The organism is Candidatus Binataceae bacterium, assembly GCA_035308025.1.
Classification (GTDB): Bacteria; Desulfobacterota; Binatia; order Binatales; family Binataceae; genus JAJPHI01.
In genome coordinates, this window is sequence record DATGHL010000048.1 from 45,076 (window position 1) to 61,936 (window position 16,861).

Here is a 16,861-nt window from a genome sequence, read left to right on the forward strand (position 1 = left end):
CAGGAAAAATCGTTTTTGTCGAGCCGCCGACAGGGGACGTTTCCGCCGCCAGCCCGCGCTTTAGTCTATCCCTTTTTGCGGATCAATTCTGCGCATGGCTGAGCCGCGGCTCGCGGACGATCGACGAGGTCAGCGGATTCGCGAATAGAGCAGCGAATCGAGAATCCGCCCTTCCTTGATGATGCTGCGCAGCAGGCGGCCTTCAAGGGTGTAGCCGGCCTTTTCCAGCACACGCGCCGACGCCGGATTTCCCTCGAAAACGCCCGCCTGGATTCTCGCGAGTCCGAGCGCGTCAAACCCATACGTGGTTGCGGCGACTAGCGCGGTGGTGGCGATGCCGCGTCCCCAAAAGGGTTCGCCAATCCAGTAGCCGATCTCGGCCGTCAGTCGGCGGACATCGGTAAGCCGCACGAAACCAATTGAACCGATCGCCTCGCCGCTCAGATCAATGGCAAAGTTGAGTACGGGCTCATCCGTCTGATTGCATAGCGCAATCCAGGCTTCCGCGTCGGCGTTGGTATATGGAAATGGAAAGGGTTCGCCGAGCGAGCGCGAGACGTTGTGATTGTTCGCATAGCGGGTCAGCGCGGCGGCGTCGCCTGGATGCCATCGGCGGAGGCGAATGTCCGCGGCCGCAGCCATCTCACTAGCTTGAGAATCGGGACTCCGCGGATTTGACACGGGCAGATTTTGACACTGGATGGCGCTATAGGCAAAATCGTGCGTTTCTGTCGCGATTGAGACAACCTGGCAGCGCGCGGGCTTGACCATGCGGACCCGGCTGACGCATCGTCGATAAGCGCAGTGTCTTCTCGGCGGCCGAAAGAACCCAACGACCGAAGGAGAAACCCGCAAGAGGAACCCGAATGCCCAACAGCGCGACTGGCCCGAAGCGGCGCTTAAGCCCGCTCGACGCCTCTTTCCTTTATGGAGAATCGGCGGTCAACCCCACCCATGTCGGAAGCATCTTCTTTCTCGATGGTGAGATCCCCTTCGACAAGCTGTTCGATCACATGCGCCGACGGCTGCACATCAGTCCGCGTTTCCGTCAGCGGCTGGTCTTTTCGCCGTTCAATCTCGCCAACGCGACGATCGAGGACGACCCCGACTTCAAGCTCGAGAACCACGTTTTTCGCCGCTCGCTGACGCCGGGGATCAGCGAAACTGACGCCATCAACGAAATCCTGCGCGAGCATTTCGGCAGCCTGATGGACCGGACGCGTCCGCTGTGGAGGGTCACGCTCTACGAAGGGCTGCCGGGACGCTCGGTCTTCGTCTGGGCGATGCATCACGCGATCGTCGACGGCGTCTCGGCCTTCGAGATGCTCAATCGGCTGATGGACTTCACCGCCCATCCGCCGCCCGACGAGCCCGCTGAGCCGTGGAGCCCGGCACCGCTGCCGAGCGCCGGGGCTTCATTGTTCAGCGCCGTGCGCGATCTCGTGGTCGATGGGATCGACAGCGTCACCCGTACGGCCCTCGAATTGGTGCGCGATCCGTCGAGCACAATCCGGCAGGCGCAAACGCTGGTTGAAGCGATGCAATCGATGGGAGACATGGCGGAGCCGCCGGCCGCGACTCCGTGGAACGCTGGCCCCGCCGTCAGCGAGCGCAATCTGGGCTATCTCAAGATGCCGTTTGCGGATTACCGCGCGATCCGTGCCGCGTTCGGCGGCACGATCAACGACATCGTGCTGACCGTGCTCGGCGAGGGCGCCGCCCGTTACCTGGTCCATCACGGCTGGGCGACCACCGGCAAGCTGCGTTTCGGCTGTCCGGTCAACGTGCGCAGACCCGAAGAACAGGTGGTTTTAGAAAACCGGGTTTCGATGATGATGCCGACGACGCCGGCGGCGCCGATGGATATTGTTGAGCGGCTCAAGCAGATCGCCGCCGAAACTGCCCGCATCAAGGCTTCCGGCGCGCCTTTTAAGATGGAGCGGCTCTCCGGCATGAGTGAAACGATCCCGCCCGCGGTGATGGGCGCGATGAGCAGTATCAGCGCGATCGGCGTGGAATTGACGGCCGCGATGATCAAAGCCACGGACTGGAAACCCACGCCGCGCGGCTTTGCCATGCCACCGTCGGGAATCAACTTTGTCGCGACGAACGTACCGGGTCCGCAGGCGCAATGGTATTTCGCCGGCTATAAAGTTGTGGACATGGTCGGGCTGCTGCCGCTGGGCGGTAACCTCGGTTATGGCGTCGCGATCAGCAGCTACAACCAGAACATCCTTTTTTCGATGATGGCGGATGCTCGGCTGCTGCCCGACGTCGAAAAGATGAAAGGCTTTGTCGCAGCCGCCTTCAACGAGCTTAGAGAACGCATTCCAGGGGAGATTCGCGCCGCCGCCTGACGCTGGCCGTCGCCTCGGCGCTGATCAGTAAGGCGGCCACAGTTCACGCGGCAGGGGCGAGCACGATCTTCGCGAATCGTGCAAGCCATTGGCATGCTGTTGTTACTCCAAGGCAAAACAGAGTGAAATCGGCTATTCAAAACTTTAAGAGGCTGTTTGGTGAATTGCAGGGAGAGTCTTAAGGGGTCGAAGTGGTCGTTGTGACCAGTCGCAGGATCATACCGTGGCTAATGCCCAAGTCGTCGATGTAGCTGCCGCAGATGGCATTGCGATCGTTGATCCCGGTGAGGCTGGTGGAAATAGCACCTGGGTAATCGAAGAAAAGCAGTTTTTTGCCGACCACGACGACGCCATGGCCGATGTTTTCCGCGTCAACGTAGTATCCTGCAAGCGTCCGCTGGCTGTTGATGCCCGACAAAAAGGTCTGTGTTGCGCTGGGAATATCTATCAGGGCGATCGCCCGCGTCGCCACGATATAGATAAATGAGTGGCCATTATCATCACCGTCCAGGTAGTTCCCGACCGCGGCCAAAGAACCGTTATCAATGGCATTGAAAAACGCCACGGTCGCGGAGTCCGGCGCCATCACCGTAGTGGCAACGCCGCCAACATCGACGAAGGGCTGAAGGCCGTCGTCCGACTGAAAGCTCCCGACAAAATCACCATGGTTATTGATTCCGCTGACGTCGGTGTCGCAAGGCTGACCGCCGCAAAGGGTTCCCGAGTCAAATTTGTCGTATTTGCCGGTTTCCAGGAAAAAACCAAAGAATTGACCGTTAGCCAGCCCATACTGCCCGGCAACGAGGCCGTGATCGTTGATTCCTGTGGCGACCGTGGTCTGCGAGCCCGGAAAGTCAACGAGCGGCGCGAACTCGCCATCGGCGAAGCGCTCGAAGCCGAAGATTGAAAAAGTTGAGTTATCCTGTTCCGCCCCAACGATATCGCCGGCGTTGTTAATTCCGGCCGGAAAGATTGAAGCTCCGGGAAAGTCGAAGGTGGAGATTAGCTTGAGCGAGTAACTGGTCGCCGCGCACGCCAGACCACCCAGCTCTACGAGCGCAATCGCCAGCGCCAACCCAAAGGCGGCAGGGAAGCTCTTACGTGACAAATCAGTCTCCTTCCGCCTTGAGAATCATACCCAAGCTCGCGTAAGCCAGGAAAGGTTACGGTTAGCATAACAAGCATGTATGGGCATATTAATATTCCGGGGAAGGTGGCGTCAAAAGCCTGCGGGATGCTAGCTGCGGAGAGGCCGATTTACATTGGCATGCCGCAGATTAGCCCCGATCCTGCCCTCCGTCGGCTCAATCTGATCTTTACGTCTGAGTTGCTCCGGTCGATTCGGCGATTAGCTCGGCGAGCTCGCGCACGCGCATCTGAATCTTCGAGTGAGCGGGATTTAAGCGCATCCTGCATCATGGTCATACCGACGGGGCAGCCGACCGCGAGCGTTGCGGACTTGGCTCTCCATCCAGGTGTTCTCCGCCTTGGCAAAACCAAGAGCCAATTTCATTGGCGGAAGAGTGCCGGACACTTTTCCTAAAGGTCAGTGTCAAAATAATGCCTCAGGCCGGATTGCTCGCGAGCCGCTCACGAACTTTATGGATTACGCGCGATTGAATCAAAACGAAAATCGCATTTGAGGCCACAAGCTGAAACGCGATCGCACCGGCAAGAAACACGTCTGGATTTTCACTTTTGAGCTGACCGAAGCTCCATAAATAAATCCCTAGAACGATTAATGCCAAGAGCATTGGCGTATCCGCCAACACTGTGGTCTCGAGATATTGGAGTTTAATGTCCCGGTCCTCGTGAAGACGATACAAAAGACTATCTGTTACAAACAACAGTGTCGCCAAAGCTAACACCAGGCAAAAGTGCGGTAGAAATCTCTGCCGCAACAGGCAATATGCCGCCGGAATGGTAAGTATAACGGGCACCAAACTGAGCAGACTGATTAACTTATTCGCTATGCTCCGATTCGGAACATAAGGAAAATCTATGAAATACACAAAGCCAAAAGAGAATGTCCAGACTAACGCCGCGAGCTCCCAGCGCTCCCAGGGATGGGTCATCTGCTTGGTAATCGACAAAAACGTCAGAACCTGGACATTGAAAACTAACAAGAAAACAAGTAAGCAGCCTAAACTGGTTATCGCGATCAGCATCGCAAGACGTTGATTGTTCTTGAGCCAGGTAAGCGGTCGAAAACTTAAGCTCGTCTGTGGCGCGGTACCTGCACTTGCATTCATGGTCAAACTCCCAGAAACCATAATCTACTACTAGTTATGTGGGCTTGTCGGCCTTACGAATTGTCCTCAACCATCAAGTTGCGCATAAAGCTTGATTGCACCGAGCGGAAATGATGAAAGCCGTCTAAAATCCAGCTCTTCAAATCCGCGAGTCTGGACCTGCCGGCATAATATTGAAGCGCGCTGTTGCAGCCGCTCAGCGTAAGGGCGAAGTGATCAGCCTCCAAGCTGGTGTGAATGCGGACCCAAGAGTCACCACTATATCCGTCGAGCTTAGAACTATTCTGCAGATATTCGACAAGCCGAGGATAGTGAGACCGAAGGAACTCGTCGAGGACGCAAAACTCCCGGTCAGCGTACAGTTCAGAGCCAAGATGAAAACCCATCGATCTGAAGAGCTTTTCCTCATTCATCGGTTGCGCCAGCCCGTAGCCGTCAAGAACAGCAATGACGGCGGCGAGGGTCGCGGAATTCAATGGCGCGAGTTGATCCAAATGTGGCGGCGGATGGTTGAAAAACTGAGCTGAAAGCTTGAGCGCGGTTTGTGCGAGCAGTCGGTGTGTAGCGCGGCGCGGGTCGGCTTTTCCGCCGAATTCGTCAATGATCGTGGCGAAAAAGTAGGACGCGACTTGAACGCTGCAATCACGAGTGAGCGCCGTCTCCTCGATGGGGTTTTGAAAGAGGTCGGGACGGGATGCGATTGCACCGACAAGATTGGCGACGCCAGCGGCGAAGATAGAATTAAAGTGGACATACCTTGCGAATAAACAGAGTAGGTCGCGGTCGTTTCCGATGGCCGCCAGCGAGGATTTGAACGCTTGAGCCCCACCCAGATCGTTGAAAAGCGCCGTTAGATCTGAGCGGGTCAAAAGAGCTTGACTCATTGACTTATTTCCTCTTGCGCATGGCTGCGATCGAGCTTGATTGCTCCGTTGCATCCACTACGTGCGGCGTTCAAATAGATTGAACAGCGTGTTCAATCCCAGTGAACATTGGAGGCGAACTCAGCAATTTGTCCGGTGCGATACGGACAGAATTCTGTTGACATCGGTGCGAGGTCCGTGATGCCCTAGCAGACCGATTTTTTTGGAGGTAATAGGCAGGTCCTAACGTCTCCAGGGCGAAGAAACGACGTAAGTGCGGCGCAAGCACGCCGCCTATCAATCTAATCGAGCGGCGCTACAATAGCTGCGTTCCTCTCTCCGAAGAAGGTCGCTTCAAGCCTCTGCATCACCGGGCCAGGTGGCCTTGTCGACGATTTCCATTACGTCGAGGGTCTGGACCTTCTCCTCTAGCTCTTTGGCCTTGATACCGTCGCCGAGCATCGTCATACAGAACGGGCAGGAGACGGCGATGACCTCGGGGTCAGTCTGAAGAGCCTGCTCGGTGCGCAGCAGATTCACCCGCTTATCCGGGTCTTCCTCCATCCACATCCGCCCTCCACCGGCGCCGCAGCACATGCCGAATTTACGATGGCGTTCCATCTCGTGAACTTGAGCCCCGGCGCGGTTGAGCAACATCCGTGGCTCGTCATATACGTCGTTGTAACGGCCGTAGTAACAAGAGTCGTGGTATACGGTCCGCTTCGGGAATTCCTCAGAGATCTTGAGACGCCCCGAAGCGATCAATTGCTGCACGAGGTCGGCGGCATGAATGACCTCGTACGAACCACCGAATTGCGGAAACTCGTTTTTGATCGTGTTGAAACAGTGGGGACAGTTCACGATGATCTTACGAACTTTGTTGTTGTTGAGAGTTTCGATCAGCGTTTGGGCCATCGTCTGGTAAAGGTACTCGTTTCCGAGCCGGCGGGCGGTTTCGCCGTTGCAAGGTTCCTCCCGCGCGAGGCAAGCAAAGTCTACGCCGGCTTTCTGCAGTACGCGGACGAAGGCCTGCGTCGTCTTCTTGTTGCGATCATCGAAGGCGCCGGCGCAGCCCACGTAGTAGAGGAACTCGGCGTCGGGTTTGTCGGCAAGGGTCGGGACGTTCATCCGTTCGGCCCACTCGAAGCGCTGCCCGGAATCGAGCCCCCACGGATTGGATTGCGTCTCCATGTTCTTGAAGGTGCGGGTAAGCTCCTTAGGGAAACGGGCCTCCTCTTGCACCAGATGTCGGCGCATATCGACGATCTTGTCGACGTACTCGATCATTGGAGGACAGGCCTCCTCACAGGCTCGGCAGGTGGTACAAGCCCACAGTGTGTCGTCGTGGATGACGGAACCGACGATATTTTCTCCGACCTCGGCCGGTTCCGCGCCCTCCGCGGTGTTAGGGTGGCTCCTTTTTTCAATCACCTCGTCCTGATGCTGGTAGAGGTAGTCGCGCAGATCGAGCAGCAACTGACGCGGCGCCAGCGGCTTATTGGTGGCGGTGGCCGGGCAATTCGAGGAGCAGCGGCCACATTCTGTGCAACTGAACATGTCGAGCATCTGCTTCCACGTGAATTGATCGATGTGCGAGGTGCCGAAGCGGGAATCATTTTCGAGGTCCTGCTTCGAGAGCTGCCCCTTGGGCTCGAGTTTCGCGAAAAAGATGTTCGGGATTGCGGTGATAATGTGGAAGTGTTTCGAGGGAGGGAGCAAGTTCAAAAAGACCAGAATGACGAGGTTGTGCACCCACCAGGCGACGTTGCTCGCCTGCAAGGCCCCGCTGGCGCCCAGAACTTTCGCCAGGCCGCGGCCCACCAAGGCTGAGAGCGGCTCCCAGCGGGCCCCCTGAGCAATCAGCCTGTTGGCCGGGTCAGAAACGATTCGTCCGCCATCATAGACGAGGCCTGTCACCATGATGGTCGCGATCAAAAGCAGGATGACATAGGCCTCCCAGTGGGATTTCTCGCGCAGGCGGCGTTCGGGTGGAAGAAAGCCGTAAAGTCGCGGCGCATGCGTGATTCCCCATCGCACCAGCGCCACCCCAACCGCGATCAGGACAGCCCCTTCCATGAAGTCGCGGAGCAGCAAGTATGGGCCGCCGAGGAGATCCAGGCTAAAGCCGGGAACAACGAATGAGTCCGAGTAGCCCCGGCCGAACATCGTGATGATCTGGATCGCGAGGATGATAAAGCCCCAGAAGATGAAAAAGTGCATCCAGCCGGCGGAGCGCTCGGCGCCCGGATTGCTGCGCACGAATTTCCTCTGGCCAAAGGCGTAGACCAGCACGGCGCGAACGCGTTCGGGGATGCGGTCGAAGCGGGAAACTGGGGCAGCGCTCCGCAGGAGCTGAAAGCGGCGCCAAAGCTGGTAGAAAAAGACGCCCAGGGAAACAAGGATGCAGAGGCTGAAGATAATCTGCGTTACCATCGAAGCTCCTAGGCTTATCGGTTTTTCTCCGGCTTGTGAGCCGCTTCTGAGCCGACATGTTCAGCGACCGCGATGTCCAGAGAATCTCGCGGGTGAGGTGCTGGTCCATGAGCGCGCTCCTCCCATGCGTTTTATGGAGCGCCGCACGCAAATTCAATCGTGCAATGTAAGCTTGCTGTGCGATCCCCTGCAGCCTGTCATAATGGCATGTTTTGCGGAGGGGACAGTGGACGCAAAGCAAGGGTATCCACCAGCGACGGTGAACTGGCAACTTGATTGCAATCGCGGCAGCGACGCCACGGATGTGGCCTTCCGATCGATCGCCTATACCCACGGGCTGAGCGTGCTGATTCAGCGCAACCTGGACGCCACCGAGACGCGGCTGGCGCCAGATTCCATCGGCGGCGAACTCATCATGTGGTCCGAAATTCCGAAGTGGCGATTCGTGGTCATTCGCCGGCGCGATACCGGTGCGATAGTCCGCGTGGTTCAGGGCGATAGCCGAACTATTATCGAGGTCGCGGCGAGCGCCGTCGACGTCGCAGAAAAGGTCGTCGGCGAGGTCGAGGCAGCATTTCCGCCGATCCCGGTTGGCATTGAGCCCGCGCTTCCATTTATTTTCTGGCATAACGAAGACGGCGGGCCGAACGCCAATGCAAGGAAGATCGCGGTTGTGCGCTGGGACGACGTCAGCACGAACTACGCGGGGGAGACGCAGGCTGCGCTCGCCGCGCTGATGGACGGTTTTACCCCGGACGCGCATCACGGTCGGCTGCTGCTCTGGCACGGGCGGCCGGGTACCGGGAAAACTTACGCCGTCCGCGCGCTCGCGTGGGCCTGGCGGGATTGGTGCCGCTTTGAATGTGTAGTCGATCCCGAGCGCTTGTTCGGCAGCGCGAGCTATCTGATGGAAGTACTCACGCATGAGGATGACGATGAAGAGGATGCGTCGAAATGGCGGATGATAATACTCGAAGACGCCGGCGAGATGATGGGGATCGACGCGCGGCGCCGTTTTGGGCAGGGACTCTCGCGGCTGCTCAACCTGACCGACGGCCTCCTCGGTCAGGGGCGGAAGTTGATGATTCTCATTACTACTAATGAAGAACTGGGCAAACTCAATCCCGCGGTCACTCGGCCGGGCCGATGCCTCTCGCAGATCGAGTTTCGCCAGTTGAGTGTCGCGGAAGCGAATGTCTGGCTGACCCGCTCGGGTTCTCCGCAGCGCGTCGACGGCCCGCGCTCGCTCTCGGAACTATACGCGACCCTCGGCGGCTTAAGCGCCAGTGACGGAACGGTTCCGATCGGCTTCCGCCCTCTTATGGCGGACGGGAGTTGAACGACTACTTATTTCGGCTCGGTAAACGCATCCCCGCACGCAAAGTGAATGATACCGGCCAAGGTTTGCCAGCCGAGGCCAGCGCGTGGATGGTCTACAGCCCGACAATAGCAAAGCTCACCCGAGGACAAACGGTAGGTTTGGACATCGCCTTCTCTGTCGAAGCAATCAACGGTGTTATCAGGCATATTTGCCCACATTGTCCGTCCGAAAACGATGATGCGCTTTGGTTCGAGAAGGTTGAGAACCTGGGAAAACTCTTGTTTCGCTTGCTGCCACATTTCAGGTTTTGGACGATCATTCACTCCAGAAAGAGCGATGGGAACATAGTTCGTGAAGGCCACCCGGTCCCAACAGTACTCCAAACGCTTTGGAGAAGGATCATGCTCGGCGCAGAGTGCTCGCGACAGGCATTTCGAGAAGTGGCTGCCGCCAGCGAAGTTGTATATGACCCCTTCGATGATATCAATTGAGTGATTTTGTGTGGGGTCTTTGTGTTGCCCGTTCTTTTCCCAAGAATAGCAACTCTCCCCAAGGAGCAGCAACCGCGTCGCGCAATAATGATTTCCTTTCCAAGGCTCAAACATGTTTGCTTCCTCTGCCTCTTTTAGTCGTTTCTACTACTTACTCCCGAAGACTTGGCGCAAGAGCGGAGTCACTTGGGCGGCGGGGTTGGTGCGGATTTTTTTCTCCTCCTGGCCGACCTCGTAAAACAGTCCGTCGAGCGCTTTGCTGACGACGTAGTGATCGATATCGAGCTTTTGTGAGGCGCCGCCGCCGAGCAGTCCGCCCAACGGCGAGGCGGACTGCGACTTGCCCATCAGCGCCTCGTATTGTCGCGAGACCGAGTATTTTTGCATCTCATGTTTGACGATCGGGGTAAAAGCGTCGGTCAGCTCGCCCGAAGTTTTGCTCTTGAAATAGTCAGTGGCCGAGGTTCCGCCGCCGCTGACGATCCGTTGGGCGTCGCCAAAACTCATCTTCGTGATCGCATCCTGGAAGATCGGCACGGCCTTGGGCGCGGCGGCTTCGGCCGCTTGATTCATGCTCAAGACGAATTTGTCGATCTGCGGTCCTAGGCCGAGCGCGCGCATCCCGGTCGCGACCGGCTGCAACGATTTGGGCAGCAGAATCTTTACCGCGGCATTCTCGAAATAGCCGCCCGGCTGTCCGAGCAGTCCGGCGGCGCCGGAGGTCGCGTTGGTCAACGCCTCCTTGAGGCCGTCAGTGGCCTGAAGATTATCGAGGGCGAACGCGGCCGGCGCGATCGTCAGCAAGACGCAGACGATCCCGGCGGCCCGGCGCCACGTGTGGCTAAGCGCTCTCAGAGTTGTGACAGCCATTGATCACCTCGTTGCAACACCTTGGCGGCGAGCGCCCAGCAGATCAAGCCGAGGCGGCAGGGGAATCAGTTGGCTGCTTTTAGGGAACTCGGATGAAAGCTAAACCTTGAGTTTGTTGAGTCCGTCGAACTGCGACAGTTTGAGTTTCGCGATATCGACGCCCTCGAGACAGCGGACATTGACGGAGTATTTTTTGTCGGGGTCGGTGCGCGGGTTGCGCAGCACTGCTACTCCGCACTTCGGACAAAAGTAATGGCGCGCCTGACCGGTGCCCCAGAGATAGAGCTTGGCCTTGTCCAACGGGGTTTTCATATGCAGTTGCGACGGCTCGATCATCCAGTGCAGGTAGCCTGACTGGGAGCAAATAGTGCAATTGCACTCGATCGCGCTTTCGAGATTGCCCTCGACCTCGAAGGCGACTTGCCCGCAATGACATTTGCCGTTGTATTTCATAGTACTCCTCACTCTTTCAAAATAGTGATGACAGACGGTTCAGCCGGCCGCGACGTTTTGGGCCGGGCGCTTCCACACGCTCATCGCGGCTTTGACCATGTCGTTCAGCATCGTGGTGTCGCCGGTTGCCTTGTTGACGACGTTCATGCCTTGCGCGACGGCGACAAAGAAGCGCGCGAGGCCGCGCGCGTCCTCTGTCGGGTCGAGGAGGCCTGCGCTCTGCGCGCGTCGCAAGACTTCGTAGATCGCGGATTCCTGCCAACCGATTCCGTTCGCGATCGTGCGGGCGATCGCGTCGCCGACGCCCGGGCATTCCAGCGCCGTATTGGTCTGCAGGCATCCGCGCGGCCATCGCAGATCGCTTGTGCGTGAGATAATCGCTTCCAGCATCCGCTCGATCGCGCGGCGCGGGTCTGGATCTTCGAGGGCCGCGAACATCGGCGCGGCGAACTCCCTCCCATAACGTTCGAGCGCCGCAAGGAACAGACTGCGCTTGTTACCGAAGGTGGCGTAGATGCTGCCCCGGTTGATGCCCATCGCGTGGACCAGATCGCCGATCGAGGTCGCTGCGTAGCCGCGTTGCCAGAACAGCGTCATGGCGCGCCCGAGGACCTCGTCACGGTCGAATTTCTTCATACCCGCCATCACAGCACCAACTGGAACGACCATCCAAGGGTAGCTCTTTAATAGGCTCGTATTCAATAACCCGACGCCGATACGGCAATACTTCGTCTGTGAGTGGCGAAGAAACCCTTCCCGTTGTTTCGTTTGACCTTTCGTTCCAAATTCGATATTGTCGCGATCGTCTGGGCACAATATTCGAAAGGGCGACGGCAGTATGGAAGCTGAAAGAAAAGTTGAGATTCTACACAAGATCGTCCGTCAAATGGGCGCGGGCGGCGCCGACATCACGACGCCCGACTGGGTGGATTTCGTTGAGGCCCAGAACGACGGTTTCAAGACCGGCCCGGCAGTTGGCGAACGCGTCCCGGATTTCACTCTGCCCGATCAATTCGGCAACCAGCGCTCGCTCCACGACTTGATGGGACCCAATGGCCTGCTGCTGGTCTTCAGCCGCAGCGCCGACTGGTGACCCTATTGTCGCGACCAGCTCGTCGAGCTGCAAAATTCAGGCGCAAAGCTCAAGGCCCACGGCATCAACGTTGCGGCGATTACCCACGACGCGCGCGAGATACTGCGTAATTTCGCCGCGACCTACAAACTCGAATACCCACTTTTGTCGGACGCCGGCAGTAAGGTCATCCGCGCCTTCGGGATCTTCAACACCAATATTCCGGCCGATCATCCGATGATGTACGGAATGCCGTGGCCGGGCGACTATCTGCTCGCAACCGACGGCACGGTGCGCGATAAACTGTTCCTGCCCAATTATGAGTATCGGCCGTCAGCGTCGCAGGTTTTGCTGCGGCATTTCAATGAGGGGCTTGGCAACGCGGTCGAGATCGAGGGAGAGCGGGTTGATGCAGTCGTTGCGCTATCGGCCGATCGCTGTTATCCGGGCCAGGAGATCGGGCTCTCGCTGGAGCGCGCGTGAAGCCCGGCGGGCACATCTATGGCAAACCGCTCACGAGCAACTATTAGAGGCGACCGAATTGGAATTGCAGAGTCCGCTGATTGGCGAGCAGTCGCTCGAGCTGCCGGCGCCGCAACAGCTTCATCTCAAAGCGTTGAACGAGACGCTGCCGGTTTACAGTAGTGAGGTGCGGGCGCTGGGCAAGGTCGGAATCAAGTGGAGTCCGCCGATGCCGGTCAAATTCCTGGCGCCGCTGGGCGATATGATTAAACCCGGGCCATACAGTATCCGTGGCACTTTGCGCTTTCAGGCCTGCAGCGACGCGGTCTGCGAAACGCCGCAGGCGATTACGTTCGAGTTACCCTCGATGATTACACCGCGCGTGCCGCAGGCGCCCAAGCAGTCTGGATAAGCGCGCGGGCCCGGCAGGAGTCCGTCGGCGGCCGCGGGGCCGACGGACTCAACTCCCGGCGGCCTCAGCCGGATTATGCACTAGCGCCGGAAGAAACTGAGTCGCGGCGAGTTACGGACGCGGCGAGTCGCCGGGGCCCAGGAAGGGCGGCTTGACTTCGCTCAGGGTCACGAACTTCCAGGACTTGCCGTCACGCCGCGCGGTGTAGCAGGCACGTCCGCGCTCGAGTACTGCGCCATCGCTCTTGTAGCGCGTATAGTCGGCGACGATCATGGCGAGATTGTCGGCGAAGACGAAGGTCTTGAAGCGATCAACCGCCGAGCGCGCCCAGCCGCGCGCCTTCAGATCGATCGTTATGCTGCTGAAGAACCTCTGATGCGCGCCCTCATCGCTCGTGAGCGTCAGACCGCGCTCTCCCGAGACCCAGGCGTAGGGTAGAGCGAAGCAGTCCGAGAGGTGATCGACATCCTCACGATTGAAGGCGTCGATATAGCCGCGAAGAAAGCTCTCGAGCTCAGCACCGATTTCCACTGTAGTTGGCATAAAAGTCTACTCCGTTGCGAGACGGTAAAGCGATTTTCTGCGTGAGTCGCGCGCCTTAACTCGGTGAGCTCCGGCGCATCAGCGCATTGGCGTCGCGTTCGAGCGCCTCGCGAAAGTCCGGATGACTGATCGCGATCATGCGGCGCACCCGTTCCAGGAGCGGCTGGCCGCGCAGGTCGGCGACCCCATGCTCGGTGATGATCAGATCGGCGTCGCTGCGCGCGGTGGTGACCGGTCCCGAGAGCCGCGTCACGATTCGGCTCACCTTGCCCCGGCGCGCGGTCGCCGGAAAGGCGATTATCGAGCGGCCCCGCGCCGCCATCTGCGCGCCGCGCACGAAGTCGCCCTGGCCGCCGACGGCGCCGACATGCACGCCGTCAGCCACTTCGGCGCCAATCTGGCCGGTCAGATCGGCTTCGACCGCGGAGTTGACGCCAACCAGTTTGTCGAGCTGCGAGAGGATTTCCGCGCGATGGGTATGCATCAGGGTGAAGAGACGAATCGCGCGGTTCTTGTGGGCGAAGTCGTAGAGCCGTTTGGTGCCGCGCAGCGTGCCGCAGGTCGTGATGCCGGTATCGATTGGCTTGCGTGCGTTGGTGACGACGCCGCGCTCGATCAGCTCCATCACGCGATCGCCGACCAGTCCCGAATGGATGCCGAGGTCGCGGCGATCGGTGACGCCCGCCAGCACCGCATCCGGGATCGCGCCGATCCCGAGCTGGATCGTCGTGCCGTCCTCGACATAGTTGGCGACATTACGCGCGATCGCCTGCTCGACCGGTCCGAACGGCGCCGGCTGCATCTCCATCACGGGCCGTGACGTGCGGACGATGTAATCGATCCGCGCCGGGTCGAGCGCGCCCTCGCAATAGGTCCAGGGCGCCTGATCGTTGACCTCCGCAATCACCACGCGCGCCCGCTTCATCGCGAACTGCAGGTAGTCGTTGCCGAGTGAGTAACTGAAGTGACCCTGCTCATCAGGCGCGCTCAGATGCAGGAACACCACATCGCTGCGGATGATGCCGTCGAGCAGATAGCCGGGGAGCTGCGACAGGTGAAGCGGAATTATCCGCAGGACGCCGGCGGCCGAGAGCGGCCGCAGCGAGCCGATCGCGCCGAACGCGGTGAACTCGATTACATCGGCGTGCTCGGGTTTCAGCGCATTGCTGTAGCAGAGGCCGCCGAGAAAGACGCCGAGTCGTCCGATCGCGTGGCGTTGTTCAAGCAGTTTCTCGACCAGCGTCACCGGTTCGCTGCTGCCCTGTCCCCAGACCACGTGATCGCCCGAGCGGATTATCCGGGAGAGGTCGAGATCGCGAAGATTTATTTCTTCGGGCATCGGCGTTGCGGCTCAGCGCGCCAGCGCAGAATCGCATAACCGGGGCGTCCGGGCCAGCAACCCGAGGGCTGGCATTCTTTTGATTCGCAGCGTTGCGGCCAGCGCCAGGTGAAGGACTTCACCCTGATGCGAAGAGCCGCGCCCTGCACCACATCTCCCACCGAATCACGAATGTCCCGATTCAACTTGCCCTCGCCTCTTTCTTTAGGATGCGCGAGGCTGGCGTAGGGCGCGGCGATCGTTTTGTCAGCGTTGACGGGCGGGTCACCAGCGAGACCGTCGGGGCAATACGGGATTTCCAGCAGCGTAGTTGTCTGCCTCAGACTGGTCTGATCGAGCGAGGCGATGCAACAATCCAGGCGCTGACGCGCTTCAACGCTGGAAATAGTATGCGAGTGAGCGAGAATCTGATCGATTGGTTGGAGACCGCCTATAGAGAACTTCAGCGCGATCCCGTACAACGATGCGGCGCGACCCCCAAACGCGACTATTGGCTTCGGACACGAGCTCCATCAGGTCCCGTGACGGATGTCGATCGCGAGAAATGGGGGCCGAACGGGATAAGCAGAAGCCAGGCTGCACGATTGCTTCGCGGAGATTTGAGCCAGGCCGAAGACGCGGTTAACCGCGACGTTCAGATTCCGCTCACGCAAAATCAATTCGATGCATTGGTTAGCCTCGCATACAATCTTGGTGTCGGCGCTTTCAGAGGCTTGACCCTTCTATTGCTGCTCAACAATGGAGACTATAAAGGCGCCGCAGCAGAGTTTCGGAACATTACCGCTGCCGGCTCCGCGCATCCTCGCGGGCTGGGAACGCAACGCGAGGAGGAGAGGGCTCGCTTCGAACGACGCTAAGATTCCGGTTTCGGGGGTTACCGGCGAGACTTGTGCGGGATCTGTCGATAGGGTTCGGCGGCCTGCACAGCAAATGCCTCGAGTGCACCGATCAGGAGGAGCGCACATGAACCGGCGCATTTCCCGCTGCCGTTGCTGGCGCAATGCTATTCGCGCGGACAGTGGCTTGGGCGGGGTCCGCAATCGCGCCGAGTCAGTCGACGTGGGGACAGATACTCATCGTGGGCAGCGAACCTGGCAAGCGTATTTCCGAGTATGTCGCTGAATCCTACGATCCGATCTCGAATCGATTCATCCTGACTGCGCCGCCTTTGGACAAAGGGTTATCCGGCGCAAGCGCAAATGTGATCATGGCCGGTCCAAATCGGAAGAAAGTGCTGGTGGCGGGCGGATCTGCTGAGTGGGGCGCTCGACATACGACCGAATTGTACGATCCGGCCACGAATCGCTTCAATCGGGGCCCAAACCTGATCAAGGATCGCACCGATCATCATACGGCCACCGACGTTGGAGAAGGTGAGATTCTAATCGCGGACGCCGGCTCATCAGAGATCTATCTTCCTCGCCTCAACAGCTTCGTGCCCGGACCCCGGATGCAGGTTGAGCGCACTGATCTCACAGCGACCGTCATCAGCTCAGGGCGGAATGCGCGAAAAATTCTGTTCGCTGGAGGGTTTATCTGGGCTTCATATGACGAGATTCAAAGCGGCGATTACTTGCCGCACAATGAGGGTGAGATTTACGACCCGGCGAACAACCGGTTTGACTTGGGGCCGCCAGTGAACGTGGGCCGGAGCCGGCATACTGCGACCGCGATCACATCGGGACCCAATGCCGGCAAAATCCTACTGACTGGCGGCTACAACGACCGCATGCTCAAAGATTACGAGGTGATCACCGTCCCGCTCGCTTCCACCGAGCTTTACGATCCGGCGACCAACACCTTCGCGCCAAGGTCCGCAACCGCCACGATGATCATCCCCCGCGCATCGCATAGGTAGTGTCGGTCAAGTGGTGGAAAAGCAGTAAGCATCGGCCAGGCGACGAGTTGAGCGGTTGAAGTATCAACTTGCTATTACGCTGCCTCCGGTTGTTCGCTGATTGTGGTCAGGTCGTGCCAGCCGACGAGGCGGCGC

17 protein-coding genes and 1 pseudogene are annotated in these 16,861 nt (G+C 58.9%); 7 read left to right on the forward strand and 11 right to left on the reverse strand.

The window, feature by feature from the left end; all coding sequences use genetic code 11:
• Positions 1-129: 129 nt before the first annotated feature.
• On the reverse strand, positions 130-642 hold the full coding sequence (locus VKS22_15075; protein ID HLW71935.1) for a GNAT family protein: 513 nt from the start codon (positions 640-642) through the stop codon (positions 130-132).
• A gap of 224 nt (positions 643-866) precedes the next feature.
• Here VKS22_15075 and VKS22_15080 point away from each other — a divergent pair, with 224 nt between their 5' ends.
• A complete protein-coding gene (locus tag VKS22_15080) occupies positions 867-2,357 on the forward strand; it encodes a wax ester/triacylglycerol synthase domain-containing protein (GenBank protein HLW71936.1) in 1,491 nt (496 codons plus the stop codon).
• A gap of 178 nt (positions 2,358-2,535) precedes the next feature.
• On the opposite strand, the gene VKS22_15085 is transcribed toward VKS22_15080, so the two are convergent.
• From VKS22_15085 to VKS22_15100, 4 genes are all read right to left on the reverse strand, one after another.
• Complete coding sequence (locus VKS22_15085; GenBank protein HLW71937.1) at positions 2,536-3,465, reverse strand: hypothetical protein; 930 nt, start codon at positions 3,463-3,465, stop codon at positions 2,536-2,538.
• A gap of 457 nt (positions 3,466-3,922) precedes the next feature.
• Positions 3,923-4,609, reverse strand: coding sequence for a hypothetical protein (locus VKS22_15090; protein ID HLW71938.1), 687 nt, complete (start codon positions 4,607-4,609; stop codon positions 3,923-3,925).
• A 53-nt stretch (positions 4,610-4,662) separates the two neighbouring features.
• Complete coding sequence (locus VKS22_15095) at positions 4,663-5,493, reverse strand: hypothetical protein (GenBank protein ID HLW71939.1); 831 nt, start codon at positions 5,491-5,493, stop codon at positions 4,663-4,665.
• A gap of 333 nt (positions 5,494-5,826) precedes the next feature.
• Entirely contained in the window at positions 5,827-7,905 is a 2,079-nt protein-coding gene (locus VKS22_15100; protein HLW71940.1) for a (Fe-S)-binding protein, read from the reverse strand.
• A gap of 226 nt (positions 7,906-8,131) precedes the next feature.
• On the opposite strand from VKS22_15100, the gene VKS22_15105 reads away from it, so the two are divergent.
• A complete protein-coding gene (locus VKS22_15105) occupies positions 8,132-9,244 on the forward strand; it encodes an AAA family ATPase (protein ID HLW71941.1) in 1,113 nt (370 codons plus the stop codon).
• An 8-nt stretch (positions 9,245-9,252) separates the two neighbouring features.
• Here the strand turns inward: VKS22_15105 and VKS22_15110 are convergent, their stop codons facing one another.
• From VKS22_15110 to VKS22_15125, 4 genes are all read right to left on the reverse strand, one after another.
• Positions 9,253-9,831 carry a hypothetical protein gene (locus tag VKS22_15110; GenBank protein HLW71942.1) on the reverse strand — a complete coding sequence of 193 codons (579 nt, stop codon included), beginning with the start codon at positions 9,829-9,831 and terminating at the stop codon, positions 9,253-9,255.
• 33 nt (positions 9,832-9,864) lie between these two features.
• Positions 9,865-10,587 carry a DUF4197 domain-containing protein gene (locus VKS22_15115; protein ID HLW71943.1) on the reverse strand — a complete coding sequence of 241 codons (723 nt, stop codon included), beginning with the start codon at positions 10,585-10,587 and terminating at the stop codon, positions 9,865-9,867.
• A 99-nt stretch (positions 10,588-10,686) separates the two neighbouring features.
• Entirely contained in the window at positions 10,687-11,040 is a 354-nt protein-coding gene (locus VKS22_15120) for a GFA family protein (GenBank protein ID HLW71944.1), read from the reverse strand.
• 39 nt (positions 11,041-11,079) lie between these two features.
• Positions 11,080-11,676, reverse strand: a complete 597-nt coding sequence (locus VKS22_15125) for a TetR/AcrR family transcriptional regulator (protein HLW71945.1) — start codon at positions 11,674-11,676, stop codon at positions 11,080-11,082.
• A gap of 202 nt (positions 11,677-11,878) precedes the next feature.
• On the opposite strand from VKS22_15125, the gene VKS22_15130 reads away from it, so the two are divergent.
• From VKS22_15130 to VKS22_15140, 3 genes and pseudogenes are all read left to right on the forward strand, one after another.
• Positions 11,879-12,133 carry a hypothetical protein gene (locus tag VKS22_15130; GenBank protein HLW71946.1) on the forward strand — a complete coding sequence of 85 codons (255 nt, stop codon included), beginning with the start codon at positions 11,879-11,881 and terminating at the stop codon, positions 12,131-12,133.
• A gap of 12 nt (positions 12,134-12,145) precedes the next feature.
• A pseudogene (locus VKS22_15135) lies at positions 12,146-12,595 on the forward strand (redoxin domain-containing protein).
• A 58-nt stretch (positions 12,596-12,653) separates the two neighbouring features.
• Positions 12,654-12,986 (forward strand): hypothetical protein, encoded by a 333-nt coding sequence (locus VKS22_15140; GenBank protein ID HLW71947.1) that lies wholly within the window; start codon positions 12,654-12,656, stop codon positions 12,984-12,986.
• A gap of 111 nt (positions 12,987-13,097) precedes the next feature.
• Here the strand turns inward: VKS22_15140 and VKS22_15145 are convergent, their stop codons facing one another.
• Positions 13,098-13,529 carry a hypothetical protein gene (locus tag VKS22_15145; protein ID HLW71948.1) on the reverse strand — a complete coding sequence of 144 codons (432 nt, stop codon included), beginning with the start codon at positions 13,527-13,529 and terminating at the stop codon, positions 13,098-13,100.
• Between the two features lie 55 nt (positions 13,530-13,584).
• Complete coding sequence (locus VKS22_15150) at positions 13,585-14,868, reverse strand: acetyl-CoA hydrolase/transferase C-terminal domain-containing protein (protein ID HLW71949.1); 1,284 nt, start codon at positions 14,866-14,868, stop codon at positions 13,585-13,587.
• A gap of 209 nt (positions 14,869-15,077) precedes the next feature.
• Here VKS22_15150 and VKS22_15155 point away from each other — a divergent pair, with 209 nt between their 5' ends.
• Both VKS22_15155 and VKS22_15160 read left to right on the forward strand, forming a co-directional pair.
• Positions 15,078-15,725: a glycoside hydrolase family protein gene (locus tag VKS22_15155; protein ID HLW71950.1), complete on the forward strand. Its 648-nt coding sequence runs from the start codon at positions 15,078-15,080 to the stop codon at positions 15,723-15,725.
• Between the two features lie 221 nt (positions 15,726-15,946).
• Positions 15,947-16,726, forward strand: coding sequence for a kelch repeat-containing protein (locus tag VKS22_15160; protein HLW71951.1), 780 nt, complete (start codon positions 15,947-15,949; stop codon positions 16,724-16,726).
• Positions 16,727-16,861 lie beyond the last annotated feature (135 nt).